This window comes from Nostoc sp. UIC 10890 (assembly GCF_054786515.1).
In genome coordinates this window covers 54,428-76,499 of record NZ_JBSGKF010000003.1, presented here as the reverse complement: position 1 = coordinate 76,499, position 22,072 = coordinate 54,428, and the positions used below count along the sequence as shown (strand labels likewise).

The 22,072-nt window shown below is 41.6% G+C and carries 17 protein-coding genes; 14 read left to right on the top strand and 3 right to left on the bottom strand.

All coding sequences use genetic code 11. The features are described from left to right. Positions 1–117 precede the first annotated feature (117 nt). Entirely contained in the window at positions 118–495 is a 378-nt protein-coding gene (locus tag ACWATR_RS31570) for a hypothetical protein (protein WP_460341640.1), read from the top strand. After that, the gene (locus tag ACWATR_RS31565) at positions 492–4,127 is read left to right on the top strand and encodes a plasmid replication protein, CyRepA1 family (protein ID WP_460341637.1); all 3,636 of its coding nucleotides are present in this window, start codon (positions 492–494) and stop codon (positions 4,125–4,127) included. The genes ACWATR_RS31570 and ACWATR_RS31565 overlap by 4 nt, the downstream gene beginning before the upstream one ends. Positions 4,128–4,233: 106 nt before the next feature. Here the strand turns inward: ACWATR_RS31565 and ACWATR_RS31560 are convergent, their stop codons facing one another. Then, complete coding sequence (locus ACWATR_RS31560; RefSeq protein WP_460341634.1) at positions 4,234–5,163, bottom strand: tyrosine-type recombinase/integrase; 930 nt, start codon at positions 5,161–5,163, stop codon at positions 4,234–4,236. Positions 5,164–5,908: 745 nt separating this feature from the next. Continuing rightward, a complete protein-coding gene (gene recD2 / locus ACWATR_RS31555; RefSeq protein ID WP_460341631.1) occupies positions 5,909–7,900 on the bottom strand; it encodes an SF1B family DNA helicase RecD2 in 1,992 nt (663 codons plus the stop codon). 257 nt (positions 7,901–8,157) lie between these two features. On the opposite strand from recD2, the gene ACWATR_RS31550 reads away from it, so the two are divergent. Beyond that, positions 8,158–8,322 carry a hypothetical protein gene (locus tag ACWATR_RS31550; RefSeq protein WP_460341628.1) on the top strand — a complete coding sequence of 55 codons (165 nt, stop codon included), beginning with the start codon at positions 8,158–8,160 and terminating at the stop codon, positions 8,320–8,322. Positions 8,323–8,438: 116 nt separating this feature from the next. Here ACWATR_RS31550 and ACWATR_RS31545 read toward each other — a convergent pair whose 3' ends face one another. Beyond that, positions 8,439–9,104, bottom strand: a complete 666-nt coding sequence (locus tag ACWATR_RS31545; protein WP_460341625.1) for a hypothetical protein — start codon at positions 9,102–9,104, stop codon at positions 8,439–8,441. 507 nt (positions 9,105–9,611) lie between these two features. Here ACWATR_RS31545 and ACWATR_RS31540 point away from each other — a divergent pair. The 11 genes from ACWATR_RS31540 to ACWATR_RS31490 all read left to right on the top strand — a co-directional run bounded on the left by ACWATR_RS31540 (position 9,612) and on the right by ACWATR_RS31490 (position 22,041). Next, entirely contained in the window at positions 9,612–10,205 is a 594-nt protein-coding gene (locus ACWATR_RS31540; RefSeq protein WP_460341622.1) for a hypothetical protein, read from the top strand. An 83-nt stretch (positions 10,206–10,288) separates the two neighbouring features. Next, positions 10,289–10,600 carry a hypothetical protein gene (locus ACWATR_RS31535; protein WP_460341620.1) on the top strand — a complete coding sequence of 104 codons (312 nt, stop codon included), beginning with the start codon at positions 10,289–10,291 and terminating at the stop codon, positions 10,598–10,600. 72 nt (positions 10,601–10,672) lie between these two features. Beyond that, on the top strand, positions 10,673–13,492 hold the full coding sequence (locus ACWATR_RS31530) for a hypothetical protein (protein ID WP_460341615.1): 2,820 nt from the start codon (positions 10,673–10,675) through the stop codon (positions 13,490–13,492). A gap of 1 nt (position 13,493) precedes the next feature. Next, positions 13,494–14,201 carry a hypothetical protein gene (locus ACWATR_RS31525; protein ID WP_460341613.1) on the top strand — a complete coding sequence of 236 codons (708 nt, stop codon included), beginning with the start codon at positions 13,494–13,496 and terminating at the stop codon, positions 14,199–14,201. A 120-nt stretch (positions 14,202–14,321) separates the two neighbouring features. Next, entirely contained in the window at positions 14,322–15,422 is a 1,101-nt protein-coding gene (locus ACWATR_RS31520; RefSeq protein ID WP_460341610.1) for a hypothetical protein, read from the top strand. 5 nt (positions 15,423–15,427) lie between these two features. Then, positions 15,428–16,219 carry a hypothetical protein gene (locus ACWATR_RS31515; protein WP_460341607.1) on the top strand — a complete coding sequence of 264 codons (792 nt, stop codon included), beginning with the start codon at positions 15,428–15,430 and terminating at the stop codon, positions 16,217–16,219. Then, on the top strand, positions 16,216–17,778 hold the full coding sequence (locus tag ACWATR_RS31510) for a TrbI/VirB10 family protein (RefSeq protein WP_460341603.1): 1,563 nt from the start codon (positions 16,216–16,218) through the stop codon (positions 17,776–17,778). Before ACWATR_RS31515 ends, ACWATR_RS31510 begins: the two co-directional genes overlap by 4 nt. Further along, on the top strand, positions 17,775–18,512 hold the full coding sequence (locus ACWATR_RS31505) for a hypothetical protein (RefSeq protein ID WP_460341600.1): 738 nt from the start codon (positions 17,775–17,777) through the stop codon (positions 18,510–18,512). The genes ACWATR_RS31510 and ACWATR_RS31505 overlap by 4 nt, the downstream gene beginning before the upstream one ends. Positions 18,513–18,518: 6 nt before the next feature. Beyond that, positions 18,519–19,721, top strand: a complete 1,203-nt coding sequence (locus ACWATR_RS31500) for a hypothetical protein (protein WP_460341597.1) — start codon at positions 18,519–18,521, stop codon at positions 19,719–19,721. A gap of 53 nt (positions 19,722–19,774) precedes the next feature. After that, positions 19,775–21,547, top strand: coding sequence for a type IV secretory system conjugative DNA transfer family protein (locus tag ACWATR_RS31495; RefSeq protein WP_460341594.1), 1,773 nt, complete (start codon positions 19,775–19,777; stop codon positions 21,545–21,547). 5 nt (positions 21,548–21,552) lie between these two features. Then, complete coding sequence (locus ACWATR_RS31490; RefSeq protein WP_460341591.1) at positions 21,553–22,041, top strand: relaxase/mobilization nuclease domain-containing protein; 489 nt, start codon at positions 21,553–21,555, stop codon at positions 22,039–22,041. Positions 22,042–22,072 lie beyond the last annotated feature (31 nt).

The window sequence follows — 22,072 nt, the reverse complement described above, 5'->3', positions numbered from 1 at the left end:
CAGCGCGAATAACAGTTATCAGTTGGAATTCACAGTCCTTTCTCATTGTCAACTGTAGACTGATAACTGATGCAACCCCCTCTGAGCTTGTCAACCAAGTAATCAGGGGAAAAGATCGTGATAAATAGCAAACCCAAGAGCGCAGTAGTTCAGTCCTTGGGATCAGAAAGTGCAGCTTTTGTACAGCAACTTTGTGCTGTAGCGTCGGGTAATTTCAGGAATATCCTGCCTAGTGGTCTACCAACTCAAAAATTCTGGGTGAGGATTGGCGAAAGGTTAAAAGGGAAAGCGATAAAATACCTTTCCCCTTTACCCGTTTCTCTTTACCCAGCCAAGGGAACTTGGCTAACTACTAGAGCAACAGATTTGTTGCTGCTGATTTCTCCAGCGTTGCTTTTGGGCATTGTGTTGGCGAGTGGGAAAAGTTTGGGCACCGATATTACTTTGAGATTAGATACAGCTTTCTCCAAGGAATTCCAAGGGGAGAGCCGATGAATAGCGCGACAATTGAATACCCAAACAATCTCACGGCTACCGAATACCATGAGTTGCTAACTGGTAGCGCCATTCATCCTGCATTGATTGAGCGCAACTTCTTCCACATCGAGGGAGAAACAATTTATGACTACCTGTTTATCTCCAACAAAATTCCTCGAAAAAATGCAGGTCGAGTCACGGATGGATACATCAAAATGTATCAGCATCTATTACTGGGTGGGACGTGGATTCAGTCACTTGACCCATTCAAAAACTGGCAACCGATGGAGTGGGGGCGGATTAAGCCCAACTTCCCGCGCTTTGATTGGCAAACAGGTAAACCAGTTAAATACGAGTCACCCCCCAAAACCCCCAACCGCGTTACCTATTTTGATGTCTCTAACCCCATCTGGGACAAAGTTGCAAAGCGTTATTTAATTAAGCGCTATCATTCACTTTTAGCATTGCGCTTACTGGATCAACTTAATCCACTAATATTTTGGGAGTGGGTGAAACAGCATCCAGAGATTCCGATTATCTTATGCGAGGGAGAGAAGAAAGCCGCTTGCTTGCTTAGTTTAGGGTTTGTAGCGATCGCACTTCCGGGAATTTGGAATGGGCGTGTAGGCAAACAAGATTTTGATGAACGGTTGCATCCTGACTTAGTACCAATGACTCAGGCGGGGCGCAAGTTCATAATTCTTTTTGACTACGAAACAAAAGCTAAAACCAGGTGGTCGGTGTTTCAAGCCACTGTTCGCACTGCAAAAGCAATCGAATCGGCTGGTTGCTTTTGTGAAGTTGCGCTGTTACCAGGCCCAGAAAAAGGCGTTGATGATTTCGTGGTTGGTCGCGGTGAAGATGCTAACGCTCTACTGACCGCAATCATCGATGATGCTAAATCACTTGCTGATTACAAGCGCTCGTATCGGGCTAAAAAATGGGGACTAAGTAAATATAAACCAGATGTCACAGTCAATATTAAATATTTGACCCAAGCACTCTGCATTCCGGATCTGGAGGAAAAATGTTCATCTGTCCCGCCACTTTATGATCTGGCAGAAGAAAAATTGTTTACCCCAAGTGTTAGCTCTACAAGCTGTGGAGAGGTAGAAGGAAAACAAGAGTTAATAATTTCTGACTGCCCTGACCAAGCCCCGTTGGGGCAGGGTGTGGGGTGTGGGGTGTGGGGTGTAAGGAAAGAAATAGCCCCGTCTTTTCAAGACGATTGCATTGGTCGGAGTTCCAAGCTCAGTCCAATGCCGTCTTCACTACACCCAACACCCGACCCCCAACACCCTATTTTTGACCACAAACCCAGTACCCAAAATCCCAAAAAGTCTTTCCGTTTTCCAGAAAAAGGACTAGTCGTACTCTGGAGCGACATGGGCACTGGTAAAACTGAACTTATGCGCTGGTGGCGTGACCAAAATCCTGATGCACGGTTCCTCAACAATGGACATCGGGTTAACTTGTTGAAAAATCTTGCCGAACGCTTGCAGACAGCGATGTACTCCGACTTGGGTTACACAGGTTTAGCCCAGGCTCAAGCCCTTAGTATTACTATTGACAGCTTGCACAAACTCAATACTCAGTCTCTCACCTACGGCTGCATATTTATAGATGAAGCTTGCCAATACCTCACCCACCTACTACACAGTAATACTTGCAAACAGCACCGTGCAGCAATCCTAGAAGTACTGGAATATATAGTATACAACGCGCCACTGGTCGTCATCGCTGATGCACACATGGATGACCTGACTGTGGATTTCTTTCTTGCAATGCGACCAAAAGGTGAAGTACCTTACATCATTAAAAACGAATGGCGGAACGGGGAGCGCACAATTTATTGGTACGAGGGGGATAATGAGAGCGCCCTAGTCGCCCAAATCTCGGCAGCGCTGATGCTTGGTGAGAAAGTTATGGTTGCCAGTGACAGTAAGCGTTTTATCAAAAAACTCGACAAATCCTTTACTATCAAGTACGAAGAATCTAACTCCGAAAAATCACATACACAAAAAAAATGGCGTATCTGGTCTGTTCACTCTGACAATTCTGGCAGTGATGAAAATGTTGCTTTTATCAAAGATATCACCAACGCCGTCAAAAACTTTGATGCCTTGTTCACCTCTCCCAGTCTCGGCACTGGTGTCGATATTTCCGAGTATCATTTTGATTTAGTGTTCGGTGTGTTTCACGGCGTTTCCCAAACTGCTACTGAATGCGCCCAGCAACTGTACCGTTATCGTCCAAAAGTCCCGTTTCATATTTGGGTGGCCCCGCGTCCTCCTTTTGGTTACAAGGATACCAATGCTACCAAGATTAAAGAGCGCTTGCTCCAAACCAATGAAATGACCGCTTTTCTGTTGCGGATTGACCGTCAAACAGGCAAACGCGGAGCCGAGAAAGATTGGGCGCTTGAGGCTTACTGCCAAATTATGGCTAACCGCCACTATTCTCTCAATAATCTGCGTGATGATTTGCGATCGCTCCTCACCGAAATGGGCAATACATTTATATATGTGGGCAGTGATTCAGATCCTCAGTCTCTCGAAAATCTTAAAGCAGCAGCACAAGCTTTGGATAGTGCCCACAATTCGGCTGTTGCCAAGGCCAAGAATATTACTTTGAGCGAGTACCGTGCCCGTCAGAGCAAAGATTACCTTGACCCTAATGAAATTTTTGAATGCGAAAAGTTCCGCATTTCTGATTCTTACGGCATCGAAGTAACGGAATCACTCGTAGAAATGGATAAAGGTGGTCGCTTAATTAGAGCGATCGCCGGACTTGAGGCCATTTTAGCCCCACCCGAAGAATCGTTTACTGACCCGAAAACTGGGCAAACTTATCCTACCCCACCAACAATTGTCACCCAAAAAGACCGCGCCGAACGGGACAATTTACCTTTGTGTATCGACTGGGGGAATTACTCGGCTCGATGGTTGGCTAGATTTAACCTGGGGCTGCATCAAATTCTCACTTCTTTAATGAAGGGTGATGAAGTTACTGCCGACGATTCCACCTTACTCAAGATGAGGGAGATCGCTATACATTGTGCTGCTCACGTCAAAGCAATTCTTGGGTTTACTATTCCCAGTGACTGTAAGCCTATTTGGTTGCTAGGAACTTTAGTCGAGCAGTTGGGGCTAAAGTTGACCTTCCGTAAACAGGGTAAACGGGGGCAACAGGTGAAACTTTTCTCTTTATCTAAAGAGGAATTAGAATTTGCAATGCATGTAATTGCTCATCGTGAAACGAAGCGTAATCAAAAAGAAAATCGAACCTATTATGCCTCCAAAACCCCTGCTGCGTATAGTGTAAACCCCAATCAGCAGGACGTATCCACACCCCCCCTTGATGCTATAGGGAACTCCCATTGCCAAGGGGAGGATACTACCGAATTTGAGTCGCCTCCAACAGATCGCGTTACGCTACTCCACTGTGTAGAAATACTTCGCTCTGGTATTTCTCGTGGAGTGGACGCAATCAAAGGCATTCTTAAACGATGGATTGGGGATTTGCGCTGGGAGACAGTACTGGAACTTGAGGCGATCGCGGCAAATGAACTGCGACTTGTGGAATCTCAAGTTCCTGAATTTTATGAATGGCTCTTGGAAGAAGTGTTGCCTATGGAGGGGGCTGGCTAGAGAAAAATCCCTTTGGCATTTGAAAGCTGTTTTTTATTTCGTTCCCGGTAGCAATTGATGCCACTGGTTCCCATTTGTGCTGCATTTTCACAAGTCATGCAAAATGTTAGAGATCCATCAAGTTTAAAGCGCTACTGTCATTCGGTCTAGCCTTGAGATAGTGATCGGTGATGGCTAAATTGGCATGACCCAAAGTTTCTTTCACCAGCACTGGATTAGTCCCGCGCTCAATAGCGTGAGAACCGTGGGCATGACGTAACCAGTGAGCCGAAACCAGTTCGCTTAATCCAGCTTCTTGTGCAATTGCTTTGACAATCGGGTGCAAGTTTTGACGGTCTAAATGTCCCCCTTTTTGACTTGGAAACACTGCTTGATTGGAGTGAGCCGAAGCTTTGAACTCGATTAATTCCGCCCAAAGCTTCGGCTTGATGAGAATTGTCCGATTTTTGCTGCCCTTGGCTTTACGAACATACACCTGACCACTGTCGCCACGGGGTGTCAAATCTCCCCAAGTCAGCTCACAGATTTCACTTGCCCGTAACCCTGCCTGATACAAGAGTTTGATAATTAACAAATTACGTAGGGCTGTGTACTGTCGTTTGGGAGTTTTCGCATCAGCTAAATGCTTACTTGCTGCCCGTATCAACAATTTAATATCAGCTTCATCGAGATAGCGTTCGTTGATTACATCCGGCAATTCACCCAGTTTTAGTGCCATACCTACATTAAAAGGGAGATATCCAATTTTATGAGCGAAACTAATCAAGCTTTTAGCCGCGGCAATGTATATCCGCTTTGTACTTTGGGCATTGCCCCCAAAACAACTGGCGTATTCTACCAAGTCTTCATAAGTCACTTTTTTGAGGGGTTTGTCCAAAAATTCCAAGAATCGCCTAATGTAGCGTCGGTAAGAGATGATAGATGACTCTGCTTTTCCTTCCAACCACAGCCCAATCAACTTCGCCTCCGCCTGTGCCACTGGCAAGGAAGCGATCGCCTTTCTATGCGCTGTTATGTGGACTAGAGAGAGGGTCATTTTTATTACTCCCTTAAAAACCAGACACAACATAAGTTTCGTCTGATTTTATAGTGTCTGATTTTTATTGTCCTTTAAAATGGGCGTTTCAACTCACCCTCAAGCGAATGAAAATTTCTCGATTTTTGCGTATAGTACACCTCTAATACTGAGGAGCGTGACAAACACAATACTGCTATGCAATTGTTCAGCAGGGTATTTATTTTGAAAAACCTAAAAGTAGGTGAAAAAAAATAAACTAAAAATGACTTTATAGTTAATAAATGATATAAGAGGTCAAAGAGCGGACTCCAAAGTTTATTTACCAAGCCCCGTTGGGGTAGGGGAAGAAATAGCCCCAACAGCCAGTGGGATAAAAGCCCCGCCATCTCTTGGCGATTGCATTGGTGGGGGTTCAAACGCAGTCTTCCCTACCCCCTACACCCTTCTTGTTTACGCCGCAGTGTACTGCTTTTTAAGCGCTATCACGCCATAAAACTATAGAGTCATTTTTAGTTTATTTTTTGAGAGTGGTTTGGCTTACGAGACAGAGGGCGAAAGCACAGCTAGCCCGGATTTCTCACCGATGCTCAAAGTCTGTGCTTGTGCAGGGGAGCAGAAGAGCAGAGGAGAGTTATTGTACAAGTTCTTTCCCCTCTGCCCCTTCCCTCAAGAAGAGTGAGAAATGTGGGCTAGCTACCAGATTTCTCACTCTTGATTGAGAGCAACAACCGCTTGCCGGGTGAAATTGTTAAGTTGAACATTTCTAAATTGCAATCGTCGGGTGCAAAAAAGCGCTTTCCAACCTCTGCTGTAATCGCGTATATCGCAGTTGGCCGTCACTAGAACGCAAAGCCTTGGATATCGCTTTCTTGGAACCAACGACAATCGCTAACTGCTTGGCACAAGTTAATGCTGTGTACAACTGTTTACGAGACAACATCATATAAGGCTGCGTATAAATTGGCAGAATTACTACCGGATATTCTGAACCCTGGCTTTGATGAATGGTGAAGCTCCAGGCGAGGGCAATTTGATTTAAGTCTGCTCCGGTTCTAACAACAGTATGCTTACCATACTGTACAGTAACTTCCATCTTTTCAAGATCAATGGCCTTGATAATTCCGAAGTCGCCATTAAAAATTTCGTGATTATAATCATTAGTCAGTTGAATGATCCGATCGCCTTCTCGTAATAAATTCCCGTCCCTGGTAATCTCTACTTTGTCGGGACTGGGGGGATTAATCAACTGCTGCAATACGGTATTGAGGTTACGAGTCCCAAGCAAACCGCGCGAGGTGGGGCAAAGCACTTGCACATCAGTAGCTCGATTGTAACCGAGGCGGGGAATCAAGTCTGTAATGATTTCGGATATTGCTTTAACACCATGTTTGGGGTGATGACCGCCGCCGTGCCACAGACACTCAGACACGGGATTATCGGAAATAGGTTCAATTGTAGGAAACTGGCTTCGGTTAATTTGGTGAGCAGCGGTGATAATTGCGCTCTGTTGGGCTTGCCTAAATACCTTGGTCAACCGCACCACCGGAACGTGACCAGAATTAATCAAGTCAGCAAGGATTTGACCGGAACCGATAGAGGGTAACTGGTCAATGTCACCCACTAGCAGTAGTTGGGAACCGTATTGTATCGCCTTTACCAAAGAAGATGCCAGAAACAAATCAAGCATACTAGCTTCTAGCGCGACAATTGCGGTATGGGGTAAAGGGTTTTGATTATCGCGTAAGAAGCCCATTGTCTTTGGGTCAAATTCCAACAAGGAGTGTATCGTCTTGGCTTCGAGTTGTGTGATTTGACTCAGGCGTTGAGCAGCGCGTCCAGTTGGCGCAGTTAAGGCGATAGATTTGCCCATTGCTTTCCACAGAGAGACTATGATCTCGGTGGTGAAAGTTTTACCGCAACCGGGGCCACCAGTAAGAATTATTACCCTTGAATATGCAGCCATTTCTACCGCTAGCCGTTGCTGTGGTGAAAGTTTGATTTTACGACTCTTGGTGAAGCGCTCAATCCAGGCGCGAACACGAGGCATATCTTGTGCAACTGGTTGGCAAAATCTAGATTGTATTAATTGAGCAAGGTTCTGTTCGGTGTGAAAGTAGGTTGGTAGATAACATAGCAGCGTTTGGTCTGAGCTTTTCTCGCGGATTAAGTCATCCTTTCGTGCCATGTCTTTGATAATATCAGCGAGGGCATCTTCTTCGGGTGTGTGATCTGGTGTAGTCAGCAGTTTGATAACATTCTCAATGAGTTTTGGCTGGGGTAAATAGCAATGCCCATCGGCAGCAGCTTCGTTCAAAACATGAATTAAACCAGCACGGTAACGGAACTGACTATCAGGCGCAACTCCTAAATTAAAGGCAATTTTATCAGTTCTGAGAAAACCAATACCGTAGATGTCAGCAGCTAACTGGTAGGGATTGCTGGTGAGAGTAGCGAGTGCTTCATCCTTGTAGTGCCTGTAAATTTTGACTGCATAAGTAGTAGAAACGCCATGACTGTGGAGAAATAGGATTAAATAGATGTAAGAGATGTAAGAAAATAAAATAAAAATAAGTTGATAGCTAAATAAAGATATTTTGAGTTGAAGCAGAGACTTGATATTTGGGTTATGCCATCGGCGACGGCGACCCGGACGCGAACAATCCCACAAACTATCGAGTTTGCCCCAGTACCAGCGATGAATTGTGTCGCGTACAGTCTGTGGATGCCATTTTAAGTATTGTGCGATCTTTAGCACTGTCCATCCAGCAGCTGATAAGCGTAGTACAGTGGCACGACTTTGAGTTCTTGGTGGTATACCTTTTACTTGAGTGCTAGTAGGGCTTGATCTTCTATTGGTGACAGGTCAACTTTTAAAGGCGCTGGCATCTTGGTCAGGGGTAAAAATATTTACGACTAAAAGAGATTATCCCAACTTGATGTGCCATTATTCTCTCTCGACCTCGACTCGTTGCTGGTGAGGAAATCACTGCTGACGACCAACATCTATTAAATATGTCGGCGATCGCTGTTGACTGTGCTGCTCACATCAAAGCATTTTTGGGTTTCACTGTTCCCTCTGACCCCAAACCGATTTGGCTGTTGGGGTTGTTAGACCACCTGGGGTTAAAGGTTAAAGTTAACTTACCGCAAGCAGGGGACAAGGGGTCAACAAGTTAAATTATTTTCTTTATCTAAGAAAGAATAAGACAAGACTAGCGTTGGTTGGTTATGCTGGAGATGGAGGAAGTCGCCGCGACTGAACTGCGATCCAAGGAAGCGACTGTGCCTGATTTTTACGATTGCGTTTTCTTCCATTCGTCTACTGTTAAGCAAGTTTTCCCAGTGGGTATTAATCCTGTGGTTGCTGACACACCGAAATTTTTCAGCGCATAATTTTCTACTTCTGCGTCCTTGAAGGCAAGTTCTACTACTGTTTGCTTTTCCTGCTTTGACAGAGCTTCAATCTTCACGTTTGCTGCGGTAGGAACAGGATTCGTTTTATCTCTGGTGAAATTTTTTACATTATAAAATTGCTCTTGTTCTGGCTTACCTGAGTTCAAGCATCCTTTAGACTTGACAAACAATCCTGTAGACCAATAGCTATTAACAAAGTGTTGCTTATTAATAAATTGCACCCCATTAGCTGCCCAGACGTAAACGGGATCAACATATCCTTTAGTTTTGGGAATTTTAGTTTCGCTACATCTTACTCCATCCCGCAGACGGCTTCTATAATCTCCGCATACCTTCCAAGTTATTCTATATAAGTTAGGTGTCTCTTCTACATATTGCCTTATTTGCTCCTGTACTTTCTTATCTTTTTGGCTTTGCACATCAGTTAACTTAGCCCCATAATCATTTTCTGCCTGAGCAACCTTGTCCGTATCAGACAGGCAAGCTCCTAAGCAAAGTCCTACACCTATTGAAACAAGTGCTGTAAATATTTTTCTTTTACTCATAAATACTCCAACAAATGATTATGAAAATTAATTTCCAATTTCCTTGCTTGACCAAATATCTACTTCTAACAAATGCTGAAGTACAAGCTGCAAGTATTATACATATTTGTTCTATACATGCAATCAAGTTTTAACAGTTTTTAGTTATGATGCAAAACATGGTGAGGTATTGAAGGTAAAGTTCAATTTATGGAAAGCGGAGATACTTAAAACTAATTTAGATATTTCGCATCATAAAGCTAGCCAATAGTCAATCCCCCTGCTTGATACTTACTGAAGAAGTTGCACAAATATTTATACCAATAGATAACTGAGGATGTGAGTATATCAAGCACAAAGACTGATAATACAACAAATAACTTTTATCTACGTAGATAATTAATGTTAGTAATACTACTCTAGTACTACAGTTCTGTTTTTTTCAGTACCAGAGTACGTCGATTTTGGAGTTGACTTATTCAAGAATGTGCCTATCCCTCAAGACATCGTTCAGGAGAACGAAAGCAGATGCCTACTGACTACAAATACCCAGAAAGTTTTTCCGCTTCACCAACAGCAACCCTCTCACCTGACCCAAAGGATGAGAGGGCGAAAAAAGGCACACTTACACTCATGGGTGTGACTGGTGTGTTGATGATAGCAGAGATGTCCGTCCACAATATATTGATGGGTGGATTTATGATTGCGTCTGCCGTCGTAATTGCCTTGCCGAAACAGTCACAAGCATTATTTACTAACTTCGATAAACTACAACGAAAGTATGGAGTTAATCTCTATGCAGTGTTATTTGCGGTGTTAGCAGTAATTTGTCTAATTGATTTTGCGGCGGCTCCAGCTAATGCTCAGTTCTTCAATAATGCTCAAACTTGGATGACCACCACTTTTGGTAATGCCGGCAATGGACAAACAGCAGCAGTTATCGCGCTTTTTTTCAATGTATTGAGAGCTTTATTCCTATTATATGTTGGGATCAGTCTAGTTCGGATTATTCAATCTGCCCGGAATGATGAAGACTGGCAGACACTAGCAAGAACTCCATTAATCATAGTTATGGCAGTTTTTGTTGGAGATTTAATTACTGGTTTGATTGTTCAGGTTTAGTAAGAAAGCTTTTTAAGTTATCAGTTATTGATAAATACGTATTTGAATTAATAGCTGATAACTCTTGATTAAATTCAGTAAATATGTCAAATAAACATGATTTTCGGACAGTAAATCGGATTTTAGGAGAAAGACCAAGGCTAGGTCCATTCCCTGCCGACCAAATATTTGCCTGGACATTAATAGCAATAGTCAATGTATTTATCTTTAATTATCTACTGAAAACAAGTTGGTTAGGTACTAGCTTAAGTATTGCTTGGGGATGGGCAACATGGTGGACAATTTCTACAAATAAAGACTTTTTCGGTAAGTTCGTCAGCGTCCCTCGGATTAGTAGGGGATATATGAAATTTCAATCAATACAACAGAAGTCGGAAGCTGGAAGTCGGAAGTAGTCAGAAAAATAAGTTCTAAGTTCTAAGTTCTAAGTTTTAAGTTCTAGTGAAATTTCAGTTATTGGTAAAGTTATGCCAAATTCTTCTAAAAAAGCTAAAGATAAATTAGGTAAAGCCGCATTAGAAAAGGAGCAGATTAGTGTTGTCAAAATGCTCACTCCCTTTGAAGATATTATTCATTTAGCGGGCATTTGTGACCTCAACTTAGGAGGTAGACATGGCGTAGGCGCATTAATTCTCAAAAAAGGTGAAAATATTCAAATCAAATTCTGTTTTGATTGTTTAGGTATTCATTCCAATCTGGAATCAGAGCAAATGTTACCCATTTTCGAGGGAATAGAAGCTGGGCTAAAAGAAATTCCAGAAGGCGAAAACCTGACAATACATCTAGGGTCATTTACTTCGGATTATGACAGACAGCAAGAACTATCGAAGCTAGAGACTAATTGCTCACAAGACCAATTAAAGCTGTTAATTCGGAGTGAAAGGTTAAGAACTAAAGAACTAACGCAAAGCGGAACTAGAAAAAACAAATTCTTGAGGCTATGGTGTACTTATACTGTTATTTCTGACGATGAACGTTCTAAAGATGTTATCGAATCGATTATTAGAAAATTAGAGAAAGGTTGGTTTTCATTTACAGGTGAGATCCATGCCATCAACAATACCAGAATTGAAAATATCCTCCAAAATTCCTTTAGCAATGGTTTTTTGCAGTGGTCAGCTATCCTGGGCAACAAGATGAAGTTGGGGATTAGGGTTTTAAGTGCTGAAGAAATATGGTCAATAATTTGGCAGCAATTCAATCTGTCATCGCCACCAGCAATCCCTAATCCTTTAAAGATAGATTCCGGCAATGGACTAGTAGAAACTCAAACTAGTGATTTTCATATCCGCCACCAGATGTTAGAGAATGAGGAGTCTGTGCCATTCTTTGATAGGAAATGGGTAAAAATCCAAAATAAATATATTGGGGCGCTCAACTTCAGCCAAAAACCAGGGGGCTGGTATGACGAACAAGCTCAATTGCGATATCTGTGGGAACTAATCTCTAGAGATAGTATTTATGATACAGAGGTTATTTGTCAGCTAACAAAGGCAAATCAAGCTATTTCTAAAACTAACCTACAACGGATCACCAAGCAATCAATTACCAGCACTTCTTTATCTACAGGAAAAGGGAACATTGATGTCAAATCAGGTATGAATATTGAGGACTCTGTGGAGGCGCAAAAGACAATATACAAAGGTAGTGTTGTGGTACATACCGGAGTTGCTTTTCTCGTCCACCGCCCAACCCCACGGGAATTAGACGAAGCTTGCCGATATCTTGCCAGCTATTTCTTGCGCCCGGCGGTAGTTGACCGGGAGATTGAATACGCTTGGAAGACATGGTTGCAGTGTTGTCAGATGGTGTGGGAACCACTGTTAACCAAGCCTTTTAACCGCAGACTGCCATATTTTAGTTCGGAAGCACCAGGGCTGATGCCATTAATCAGGACTGCCACAGGAGATCGCACTGGCTTTGAGTTAATCGCAGAAGAAGGCGGCACACCAGTACATTTAGACTTGTACCAAAACCACAAGAATTTGGCAGTCTTCGGCGCAACTCGTTCAGGCAAATCAGTACTGGTAGCGGGTATTCTTACCCCTGCACTTGCACAAGATATTCCGGTGGTGGCATTAGACTATCCTAAACCAGACGGTACATCCACTTTCACTGATTACACGAATCTACTTGGTGAAGATGGGGCATACTTTGATATCTCTAAAGAAGCGAATAATCTTTTTGAACTTCCTGATTTACGCTCTCTGGATGCAGAACTGAGAAATGAGCGATTGAGCGATTTTAAGGAATTTCTCAAATCAGTTCTGATGACAATGGTGATTGGACAGGGCATGATTGGTGTCAGTCCTTCAATGGTTACAAATATTGAGTCAATTATTGCGTTAACATTAAAAACTTTTTTTAATGATGACGAAATTAAATTGCGCTACAAGTTAGCAATACAAAATGGATTTGGAACTCAATATTGGAGCGAAACTCCGACGCTCAAAGATTTTTATAATTTTTGTTCTCCAGCTTTCATACAATTAGATTCTATTGCTAGTAATAGTCAAGAGATTTCCGAAGCCTTACAGCAAATCAGGCTGAGAATAAATTATTGGTTGAGTACCAGGGTAGGACAATCAATCTCACGCCCATCCAGTTTTAGAACTAATGCCAAATTGTTAGTATTCGCTTTACGTAATTTATCGAGTGAAGCTGATGCAGCGATTCTTGCTCTTAGCGCTTATGCTGCTGCTTTACGTCGCGCACTGTCATCAAAAGCTTCGATATTCTTTCTTGATGAAGCACCAATTTTATTCCAATTCGATGCGATTGCTGATTTGATTGGGCGATTGTGTGCCAATGGAGCTAAGTCTGGTATCCGCGTCATCATCTCTGCCCAAGAACCAGAGACTATATATCAGAGCAAAGCTGCACAGAAGATATTTGCCAATATCACTACACGTTTAGTAGGCAGGATTCAATCATCAGCCGTTGACCCATTTATTGTTCGCTTTAAATATCCAACTGTTATCATCAGGGTCAACAGTACAGAAGCTTTTTATCCAAAAAAGGAGGGAATTTATTCTCAGTGGTTGCTTGATGATAATGGCAAGCTTACTTTCTGTCGCTATTATCCTGCCTACTGTTTATTAGCCTCAGTTGCTAATAATCCAAACGAGCAAGAATTACGCAGTTTGTTTCTTAAACACTATCACAATAATCCTATGCTTGGGTTAGTCAAATTTAGTGAGGATTATATCAGAATGATTCGGGGAGAAGAGTTATCAGAATTGGCAAAGAATTTACTCTCAAAATCACGCACAAAGCAAGTAGATTAATATGAAAAAACGGACGATTGGTGTAATAATTTCTGGTGCCGTTGGCAGTTTATTTATTGCTGCACCTAGCTATGGCATCAGCATCAACGATTTTTTTAGTTCGATCGTATCGGATCTTCAAGGAGAAGTATCGGAAATTCAAACATGGGCTAACGAAGAAATTAACAGTGCCTGGGCGGACATCAAAGAAAACGCCTCAGCTGCAATTGATAGTTCTATAGGGCAATTGGGTGCGCCTGACCCAATTGCTTCGGCTGATCAATTGAAGGATTCACTTAAGGACGATTATTCTTATCCTGTCGCCCAAGAAAAAGCACAGAAGTTGGAACGTGAACTAGCTTTGGCTTCTGTCGCTAGCGTCGTCAGCCTTATGGGGCAACAAAAAACTCAAGAAAAAATTGATACTACTGCACAAATCGCCCAGCAAGCAAAAGATATTTCTGATGAAGCTCAGAACATGGATGCCTCTCAAAACATTCTCAAAGCGATCGCCGCTCAGAACGGCTTAATTGTGTCAATGTTGGCACAGCAGCGTACTGATTCTTTATCAGCCCGACAGGACAATGCTTACTCTAATCTGATGCTGACGCAAGTAGCAGATCATCTTGACTCCCAACGGAAAAAGGAAAACTCCGAAGAAGATGGCAGATTGTCTCTAGTGCATGAAGTGGTACTTAATGCACGGCTAGATCCTACTTCTGCTGACTGATTAAAAGGGTATAGAAACACAGTAGGAGGTAAAGTTACAAGAACTTTTTCCTCCTATAAAAACAATCAACTAGCGTTCAAATATCTGACAAAATTACTGTATTGAGCAAGGATTAAAATCATGTTTTTACTAGCCCAAGTAGATGGTGGCGATTTAGCTGATTTAGCAAAAGAAAATGCAGCTTCAATAGCCCAAGGATTTGATGAGCTTTGGAACGAAACTATTACAGGTGGTGTTTATTCAGCAATTTGTACAGTTGGAGCTTTATTCGCTATAGCAACACTAACTTTCTTCGTCGTTGAATGGACAAAAAAAATGATGGCGGGGGAAGAGCAAAGAGCTTATACAGACTTTATTTGGCCGTTAATAGTAATTGTTTTGCTCAGTAATAAGGGGGATGTACTAGGAAAGTCAACTTTGGGGATTAGAAACTATATTAATAATGTAAATAATATAGTTCTTAGCGAAGCGGCGGCAGGAATTGACCTCAAGCAAGCATTTGAAAGTGCATTGGGAACTGAAGCAGCGCGTAGCGCTATTGGTATTGTTGTAAATAAATGTATAAATTCATCTTTAAGTCAACAAGAAGAAATCAACTGTTTGAATCAAGCTAAAGAAGATTTAACCAAAAAATATCCAGATAAGTTTAACAATAATAATGGAGTTTTTTCTTGGTTTATAGATGCGGTTGATGGCGCTATGGATGCTTTTAATGATGTAAAAGATGGTAAAGCAAACGGAATTGATTTAATTTTATCTCCCATTAATGCTTTTGTTGGGTCTGCTGTTACTGACATAGTTACGATAATTTTAGTCGGAATGAATGGGGCTTATCAATGGGGAATTGAACTGACTATGCTCGTAACAGCACTGCTGGGGCCTATAGCTGTTGGTGGTTCTCTGCTACCTTACGGAGCTAAATCAATTTACAGTTGGTTAGTAGGATATTTCAGTGTAGGTTTTGGCAAGCTCTGCTTCAATATCATTGTTGGTTTCGCCGGGCAATTAGTCGCTGATTCTAAATCCTATCAGCCAATGTTCTTCCTATTTACAATTGGTATAATTGCGCCATTCTTAGCTACAGGTTTAGCGGCTGTTGGTGGCGTTTCTGTTTTAATTCAAATTAATAAAGCTACTGAAACTTACAGTGGGATTGCCATTGAGGTTGCTAAAGGTATTGCTACTAAAGGTGGTAGTTTAGTCGGGAAAATAGCTAAATAAGACCTATGCTGAATCAAACAAAAAAACCTCAACCAAAAGAACCATTGCAGTTACTTAGTTACAATAAATATGTAACAACAAGAGTTGGAATAATTTCTCTAGCTGGGTTTTCAATGGCTGCGCTTTCTCTATTATTACAATTTCTCAATTACGGAGCGATTAGTGTTTTAAATAAAAAGCAGTTAGCATTAGTACAACTCTCATCAGGAGAGACAATCGCGGCTAAAGCAGTAGACCCAAAAGAACGGTCTGATGAAGTAATTAAAAAATTCGTATCTGATACATTTATTACTACGTTTAATTGGGATGGATTAGTAAAAGCATTTAATGAGAAAGGAGAACCTATCACTAAGCAAGATACTGGGGTAGAAGTAGGTAAACTTAATAATAAATCTAATAGTAGGGTTGCGACTAGAGCCTATGATGCTGCATTTGCTTTAAGTGAAAATGAAGGATTTCGCCCCGCCTTTCTCAAGAAATTAGCATCAATCACTCCGACAGGTATATTCAATGGTGATACTCAAGTATCTTTAATTCCCAGATTCATATCCCAACCACGTCAAATTAAATCAGGAAAATGGGAAATAGATTTTATTGGTACACTGGTAACTTTTGACCGTGAGTATAACTCAGGGAAAGGAATTGCTTTCAATAAAACTGTTACAGTTTCTTCAATTTCTAATCCAGAATATATCCCAGCTAATACCACTGAGTTAGCTAAGAAGATTTATGCAGCCCGTCGCGCCGGATTAGAAATTACAGAAATTGTAGATTTAAACTTCGGGAGAAGAAAATGAGTGAAGAGAATAATAAAAATGGGTCTGTATCGACTATAGAGGATTTGCTGAATCTAGATGATGCTAATAAAACTGATGGTAATAAAGCACCAGAACCGGAAAGTTTATTAGTACCAACTAAGCACAATTTTGTTACTTCTCCTTGGTCAAGATTAGGGATAATTGCTGTCCCTTTTGGAGTTGGATTTTTAGCTATATTTTTGATGCTCAATGGCGTTTTCAATCCCGCACCAGCACCAAAGATTGCTCAAAAGCCAGGGGAAACTATTACTGCTACAGAACAAACACAAGATGATGAGGGGGATGGTGACGCTCGTGCAAAACTCGCTCTGTCGGATCAAGAAGATGAGTTAGGTCGCATTAACAAAAATAAAAAAGACCAACCAGCGCCAGTACCAGTTTCAGTAGACCAAAAGGTTGTGCCATCTAGCCCACCATCTCCACGACCTGCGCCACGGACTGTTCAAAATACACAACCACGTCGCGTAACTCAGACTGCACCACAACCTAGAAGAACCTACACTCAGCCACCAACACGCAGGAGTTTTTCTCCAAGACCCTCTATATCTGCACGGACACTCACGCCCCAAGATCCCCTTGAGCAAATCAACAAACTTCGTACCATCGGTTCTTATGGCAAAATCGCTTATGCCGAAACTAGCACCACCCTTTCATTAGACCCAGCACAAAATCAACCAAGTGTATCTGATGAGCAAACTGATTTTCAGAATGTAGAGAATGATACTCCTGTCCAAACTACGCTGCAAAACTCAACCGACTCAATTGAAAAAATCCGCCCCAGGTGGCAAGCGACTTCTAAAGTTAACAAGATTACTTTAGCTAACAATTATTTACCTCAAGAAAGCCAAATTCTCCAAGGTAAACAAACTCGTTATTTAACAGTTGGCTCATTTGCTACTGGTGTGATTGTTACCCCATTAGTTCAAACCACAGTTAATAGTTCAGGTAATAATTCAGGAAAGACACAAACACCAACCTCTAATAACACTAAGTCTATTGCTCTCCTGCAAGAGGATTTACGCGATAACTATGGTCAAGTCGCGATCCCTTCGGGAACAATGTTTGCAGTCGAGTTAGCTTCAGTTGATGGCGGCAGTTACGCTGTCGCTTCTGTTCGGGGCATCATCAAAGATAATACAGAATATCCTATTTCTGCGGGTGCGATTTCCGTGACAGGAGTTGGTGGTAGACCCCTAATAGCTCGAAGATTTCAGGACAGGGGTGGCGAGATTGCCCGTAGTGACTTGTTTGGTGGCGCTGTGTCTGCATTAGGAAAAGTTGGGGAGATTATGAACCAACCGGATAGTGAAGAAGAAATTTCTGATGAATTCACAGGCAGGATTCGCAGACGTAGTAGTGGCAATCAGCGCAATCTCACTGGTGCGTTAATGTCAGGTTTTTTTGATCAAGTTAGCCAAAACATCAGCCAACGTAATCAACGTAATACTCAAGAAATTACTTCTCGCCCTAATACTTGGTTTATTCCACAGGGAACCAAAGTCACCTTTAATGTAAATCGTTCTTTAGAGTTGCCATGAAAAACTTTTTGATTGGTATACCGTTAGCGATCTTCGTTGCTTGTATACCAATATCCACAATTGCCGTACCAGTCGTCCGTACCATCTTTCAATCAATGGCTAGTGGAGAGCAGGCCAAACTACAAACTATCAACGTTTGGAATGGTCACGGTGTAGCAATTTCATTTTACGACCTTGGTGAGACAATAAAAAAAGTCTGGTTAGATGATCCGTCGCAAATTCTGCTTGACACAGACGGTTGCTTAGAGGGACTGGATCAGAATTGCCCTAATCCTGGCGCTGGGCTGATTTATCTGCGGCGGATCAAGAAAGTAAACATTCCCGGAATACCGCAAACATCTACCACTTTGTTAACAGTAATTACGCAGTCATCCTCTGGTGAGCGTAAAGCTTACAGCTTTCGGTTAGCAACAAGTAATGGCACTCCTAAATATAGTCAGGTGGCGATCAAGGCTGATGTGGCACGAGAACAAACAGCCCCGAAGCCTCAATTGCAATCATTAGTTAAAACACAGCAAATAATTAACCAAATTCGAGGCGGTATTGTTGCCGCTATTAAAAATGGATGGATGAATCAGCAAGATGAACTACACCAACGCTTGCAAAAGTTAATCGGTTATTTACAAGCAGGGAATGACATTTCTACTGCTGCTAATAAGGCTTCTGTCTCTCAAGACTTAGTTAATAAATTAATTGCTTTGAGTAATAGTTCTGATAATTTAACACGGCGGTAATGGCTTATGAAATCATCTTTTCGCCTCAATGATAACGCCTTACGTTACTTCATTTTTTTTGGTTTAGTAGGTAGCTTATTGATTCATAGTTTTATCAAGTACGGGCTACTCAATCAAACCATAGGGTTAATCATGCCCAAGGCTTCTGCACAAGTACCCGTTATCAATTCCCCTAATGGGTTTACTCCTGATTGGTCGCGCTTGCGTTTTAGCGACATGATTATTTCTGTAAGTAGCAGTGTTACCTACCCAGGCACAAGAGGTACAGAAACTAGAACCTGGACGGCAGGACAAAGCATTAGCGAGTTTATGGAACTGGGAGATTTTGAAACACCTCAATTAGCAATAGAAAATTTAAATATCTCAACCATAGCTTCAGTACAAGGAATCAATTTAAGTAGGTTAACATTAGATGATTTTCAATTAACTCAATGGCAAACTTTACCATCTTTAACCGAAGCGATTCCTGGCTTAGGTAATAGAAATGTTACAAGTGTTAAACCTGTCAGCGATTTCTTGAGAAGATTTGGAATTACTGGGGGCACAATAGGTAACGCCAGCCGGAATTCTCGTTTACGTGACGTTCAATTAGGAAGAGTAATAAATTTAAAAGATTACTCACTAACATCTATTTCCGACATTGAAAACACATCTATTAATAGATTTGAGAATTGGCAAGACTCCAAAATTAATGGAGTACCTGGATTATCAACACTCACCTGGGATAATTTGCCAGGGTTGGAAACACTCGACCTTTCATTCATGGGAAAAGTTGACATTGTACTGCGAGACATAGAAGCAAACCGAACTCGCTCAATTTCCGGTAGTTATCAACAAGGGTTTAATGTCGCTTGCCTACAAAATAATTGCGCTCATGCAGAGATGGCAGGTATCGGCAGGACTACAGGTACTCAATGGATTTCTGGCAAAGTACAGAAGGTAACAGGTGGCTTTGGCATCTTGAAAGCGCTTAACTCCAGTCAAGAACCAACTGGTAGAAATCCTTTTGGTTCGGCATTTAAACAAGTGATTTGGGATATTGATGAAGCAAGCGGTTCTATGAAAACTGCCATGTTCTTCCGTATTTGCAAAACTATTCCCTTCGTTGGTCGCACCTGTTCGCCATACTTTATCGGGCCTGTTCCGTTTATCGAATACAAAGAAAAAGACCCGATTATTTTCGGTCAACCCTCAACACTTCCAGATTAATGCTTTGGTAGGAACAGGGCAAAACTTGTAGACCTTCGACTTCCAATACCTTTATGAACAAGTTTTTAGCGACAACTAACACAACTACTAGTCAAATATTTCAGTTTGAGCAATTGCAGAACCCTCATGACAGCATCGGCAAGTACACTCACTCTCTTTTCACCCCCAATGGACTAACAGTTTTGTCCTTACTTGGTGCTTATATTTTGATGAGGGTGTTTTTTGGCAATGGTAACAAAAAGAAAATCGCTACTTCTTATTGGGGTGGCTCTAAAGAAACTGCTACTGCTCAGAAAAAGGCCATCTTACAAATTGCCAATCCCCAATGTGATAGTGCGGCGCTTTACATTGGTAAGCATCAGGAAAAAGGTGGTGGCGCTACTTTCTATATCCCTGATGTGCAAAGAGGTACAGCAGTCATCGGCGCTCCCGGTAGTGGTAAAACATTCAGCGCCATTAATCCGATGATTTACTCGGCAATTGATCAGGAATTTCCATGTATAGTTTATGATTTCAAATACCCATCTCAAGCGAAAGTTGCTGCCTACGCCAAATACAAGGGCTATGATGTTCACATCTTTGCACCGGGATTTCCTGAATCTGAAGTCTGCAATCCTTTAGATTTTCTTCGGGATAGTAGTGATGCCGAATCATCCCGACAAATTTCAACCGTCATTAATAAGAATTTCCGACTTCTGGGCAATTCAACTGAAGATGGTTTCTTCGGCCCATCCGGTGATCAACTGACTCAAGCAATATTGATGTTAGCTAAAGAGTTCGGTCAATTCGCAGATGTCATGACTTGTGCTGCGATACTCTCTAGTGAGCAAATGGTCAAGCGCCTCATGGCTGCTTCTCTCAATCCTTGGGTAAAAATTGCCTTTGGGCAACTGTTCAGTTCTGCTGCATCTGAAAAGACTGTTGCAGGCATTGTTGCAACTGCCAGCATCATGTTCACTCGCTTTATGGCGAAAAACACATTAGGATGCTTTATCGGCAAGACAACTTTACCTTTGGAAATTAAAGGAAAGCAGATGATTATTTTCGGGTTGGACAGAGAGCGCCGTGATGCAGTAGGGCCTCTCATGACCAGCATCTTACACATGACCATCGCCCGTAACATTGCCAAAAAACGGAAAGCTCCGTTAATCGTTGCATTGGACGAATTACCTTCAATATACCTACCTGATTTATATAGGTGGCTCAACGAATCACGTTCTGAGGGCTTCTGCGGTATTATCGGCTTCCAAAATATGGGGCAGCTTGAGAAGAACTACGGTAAGGATATTGCTAAAGCTATCCTTGGTGCTTGCAGCACTAAGTTTATATTCAATCCTGGTGAGAACGAGTCGGCGCAATTGTTTTCCAACTTCTTAGGTGATGAAGAGATTAAGTACAAGCAAAAAAGCCGTTCTACTGGTAGTAAAAATAATAGTACTAGTATTAGTGAGCAAGAGAAAACTAGAAAGCTTTTTGAATCGGCTCAATTTCTGAAGTTAATTGCTGGTAAATGTGTTTTTATTAATCCGGCTTATGCTAATAGAAAGGAGGGGTCTGTTCCTTTGCTCAAAGCTATCAAAATTAATGAACTACTCAAAAATATTGATAAATATAATCAACTTAAATGGGCAAGGATTGTCACTTTACTAGCTAGGAAAAGTACACAAAAGTTTCCCTCTCAGGAAGATTTAGCTTTGCGAGTTAAGCAAGTCGAGCAGCGTTTTCCCATTCCCGACAATCCTCAAGCTGTTTCTAATAATTCTGGACTGACATTCAAAGAAGTCGGCAGCATGATTAATCAAAACAAATCTGACAGTGGAATTTGATTGTTATGAAAATGACTATTGAAGAATTGAAAATTAATAATTTTGAACTAATTCAAACACTATTTCACGAAAAGATTTTAGCAAATGGTAGTTTTATTGATATTAGTCTGCCTCCCCTTCAAATTATTCAGGAGTTTAAGACTTTATCTGAAACTAGACGAAAGCTGAGGAATTTGGGCATATATACTATCATCAGCTTAAAAAACACTTACATTAAACTAAATCAAGAATCTTGTCTGAAAATTGTTAACCAATATATTCACGGTATCGGCTGGCATGATTTGCAGTATATCTGTTTTTTAGATATTCAACCTACCAATATTTATATTCATATTATTTTTAATCGCGTTACACCAGGGGGTCAACTAATCGATATTAAATGCTTGGGGGCTAACTGGCAACAATATGAGGTTCTACGTCAATCTTGTTCTCTCATCATCGACAACCCTATTCATAACAAATATTTGCAAATCCGCTGCAACTGTTGCGGTTAGACAATAGTGTGGCTGATTAATTTATTTTAGT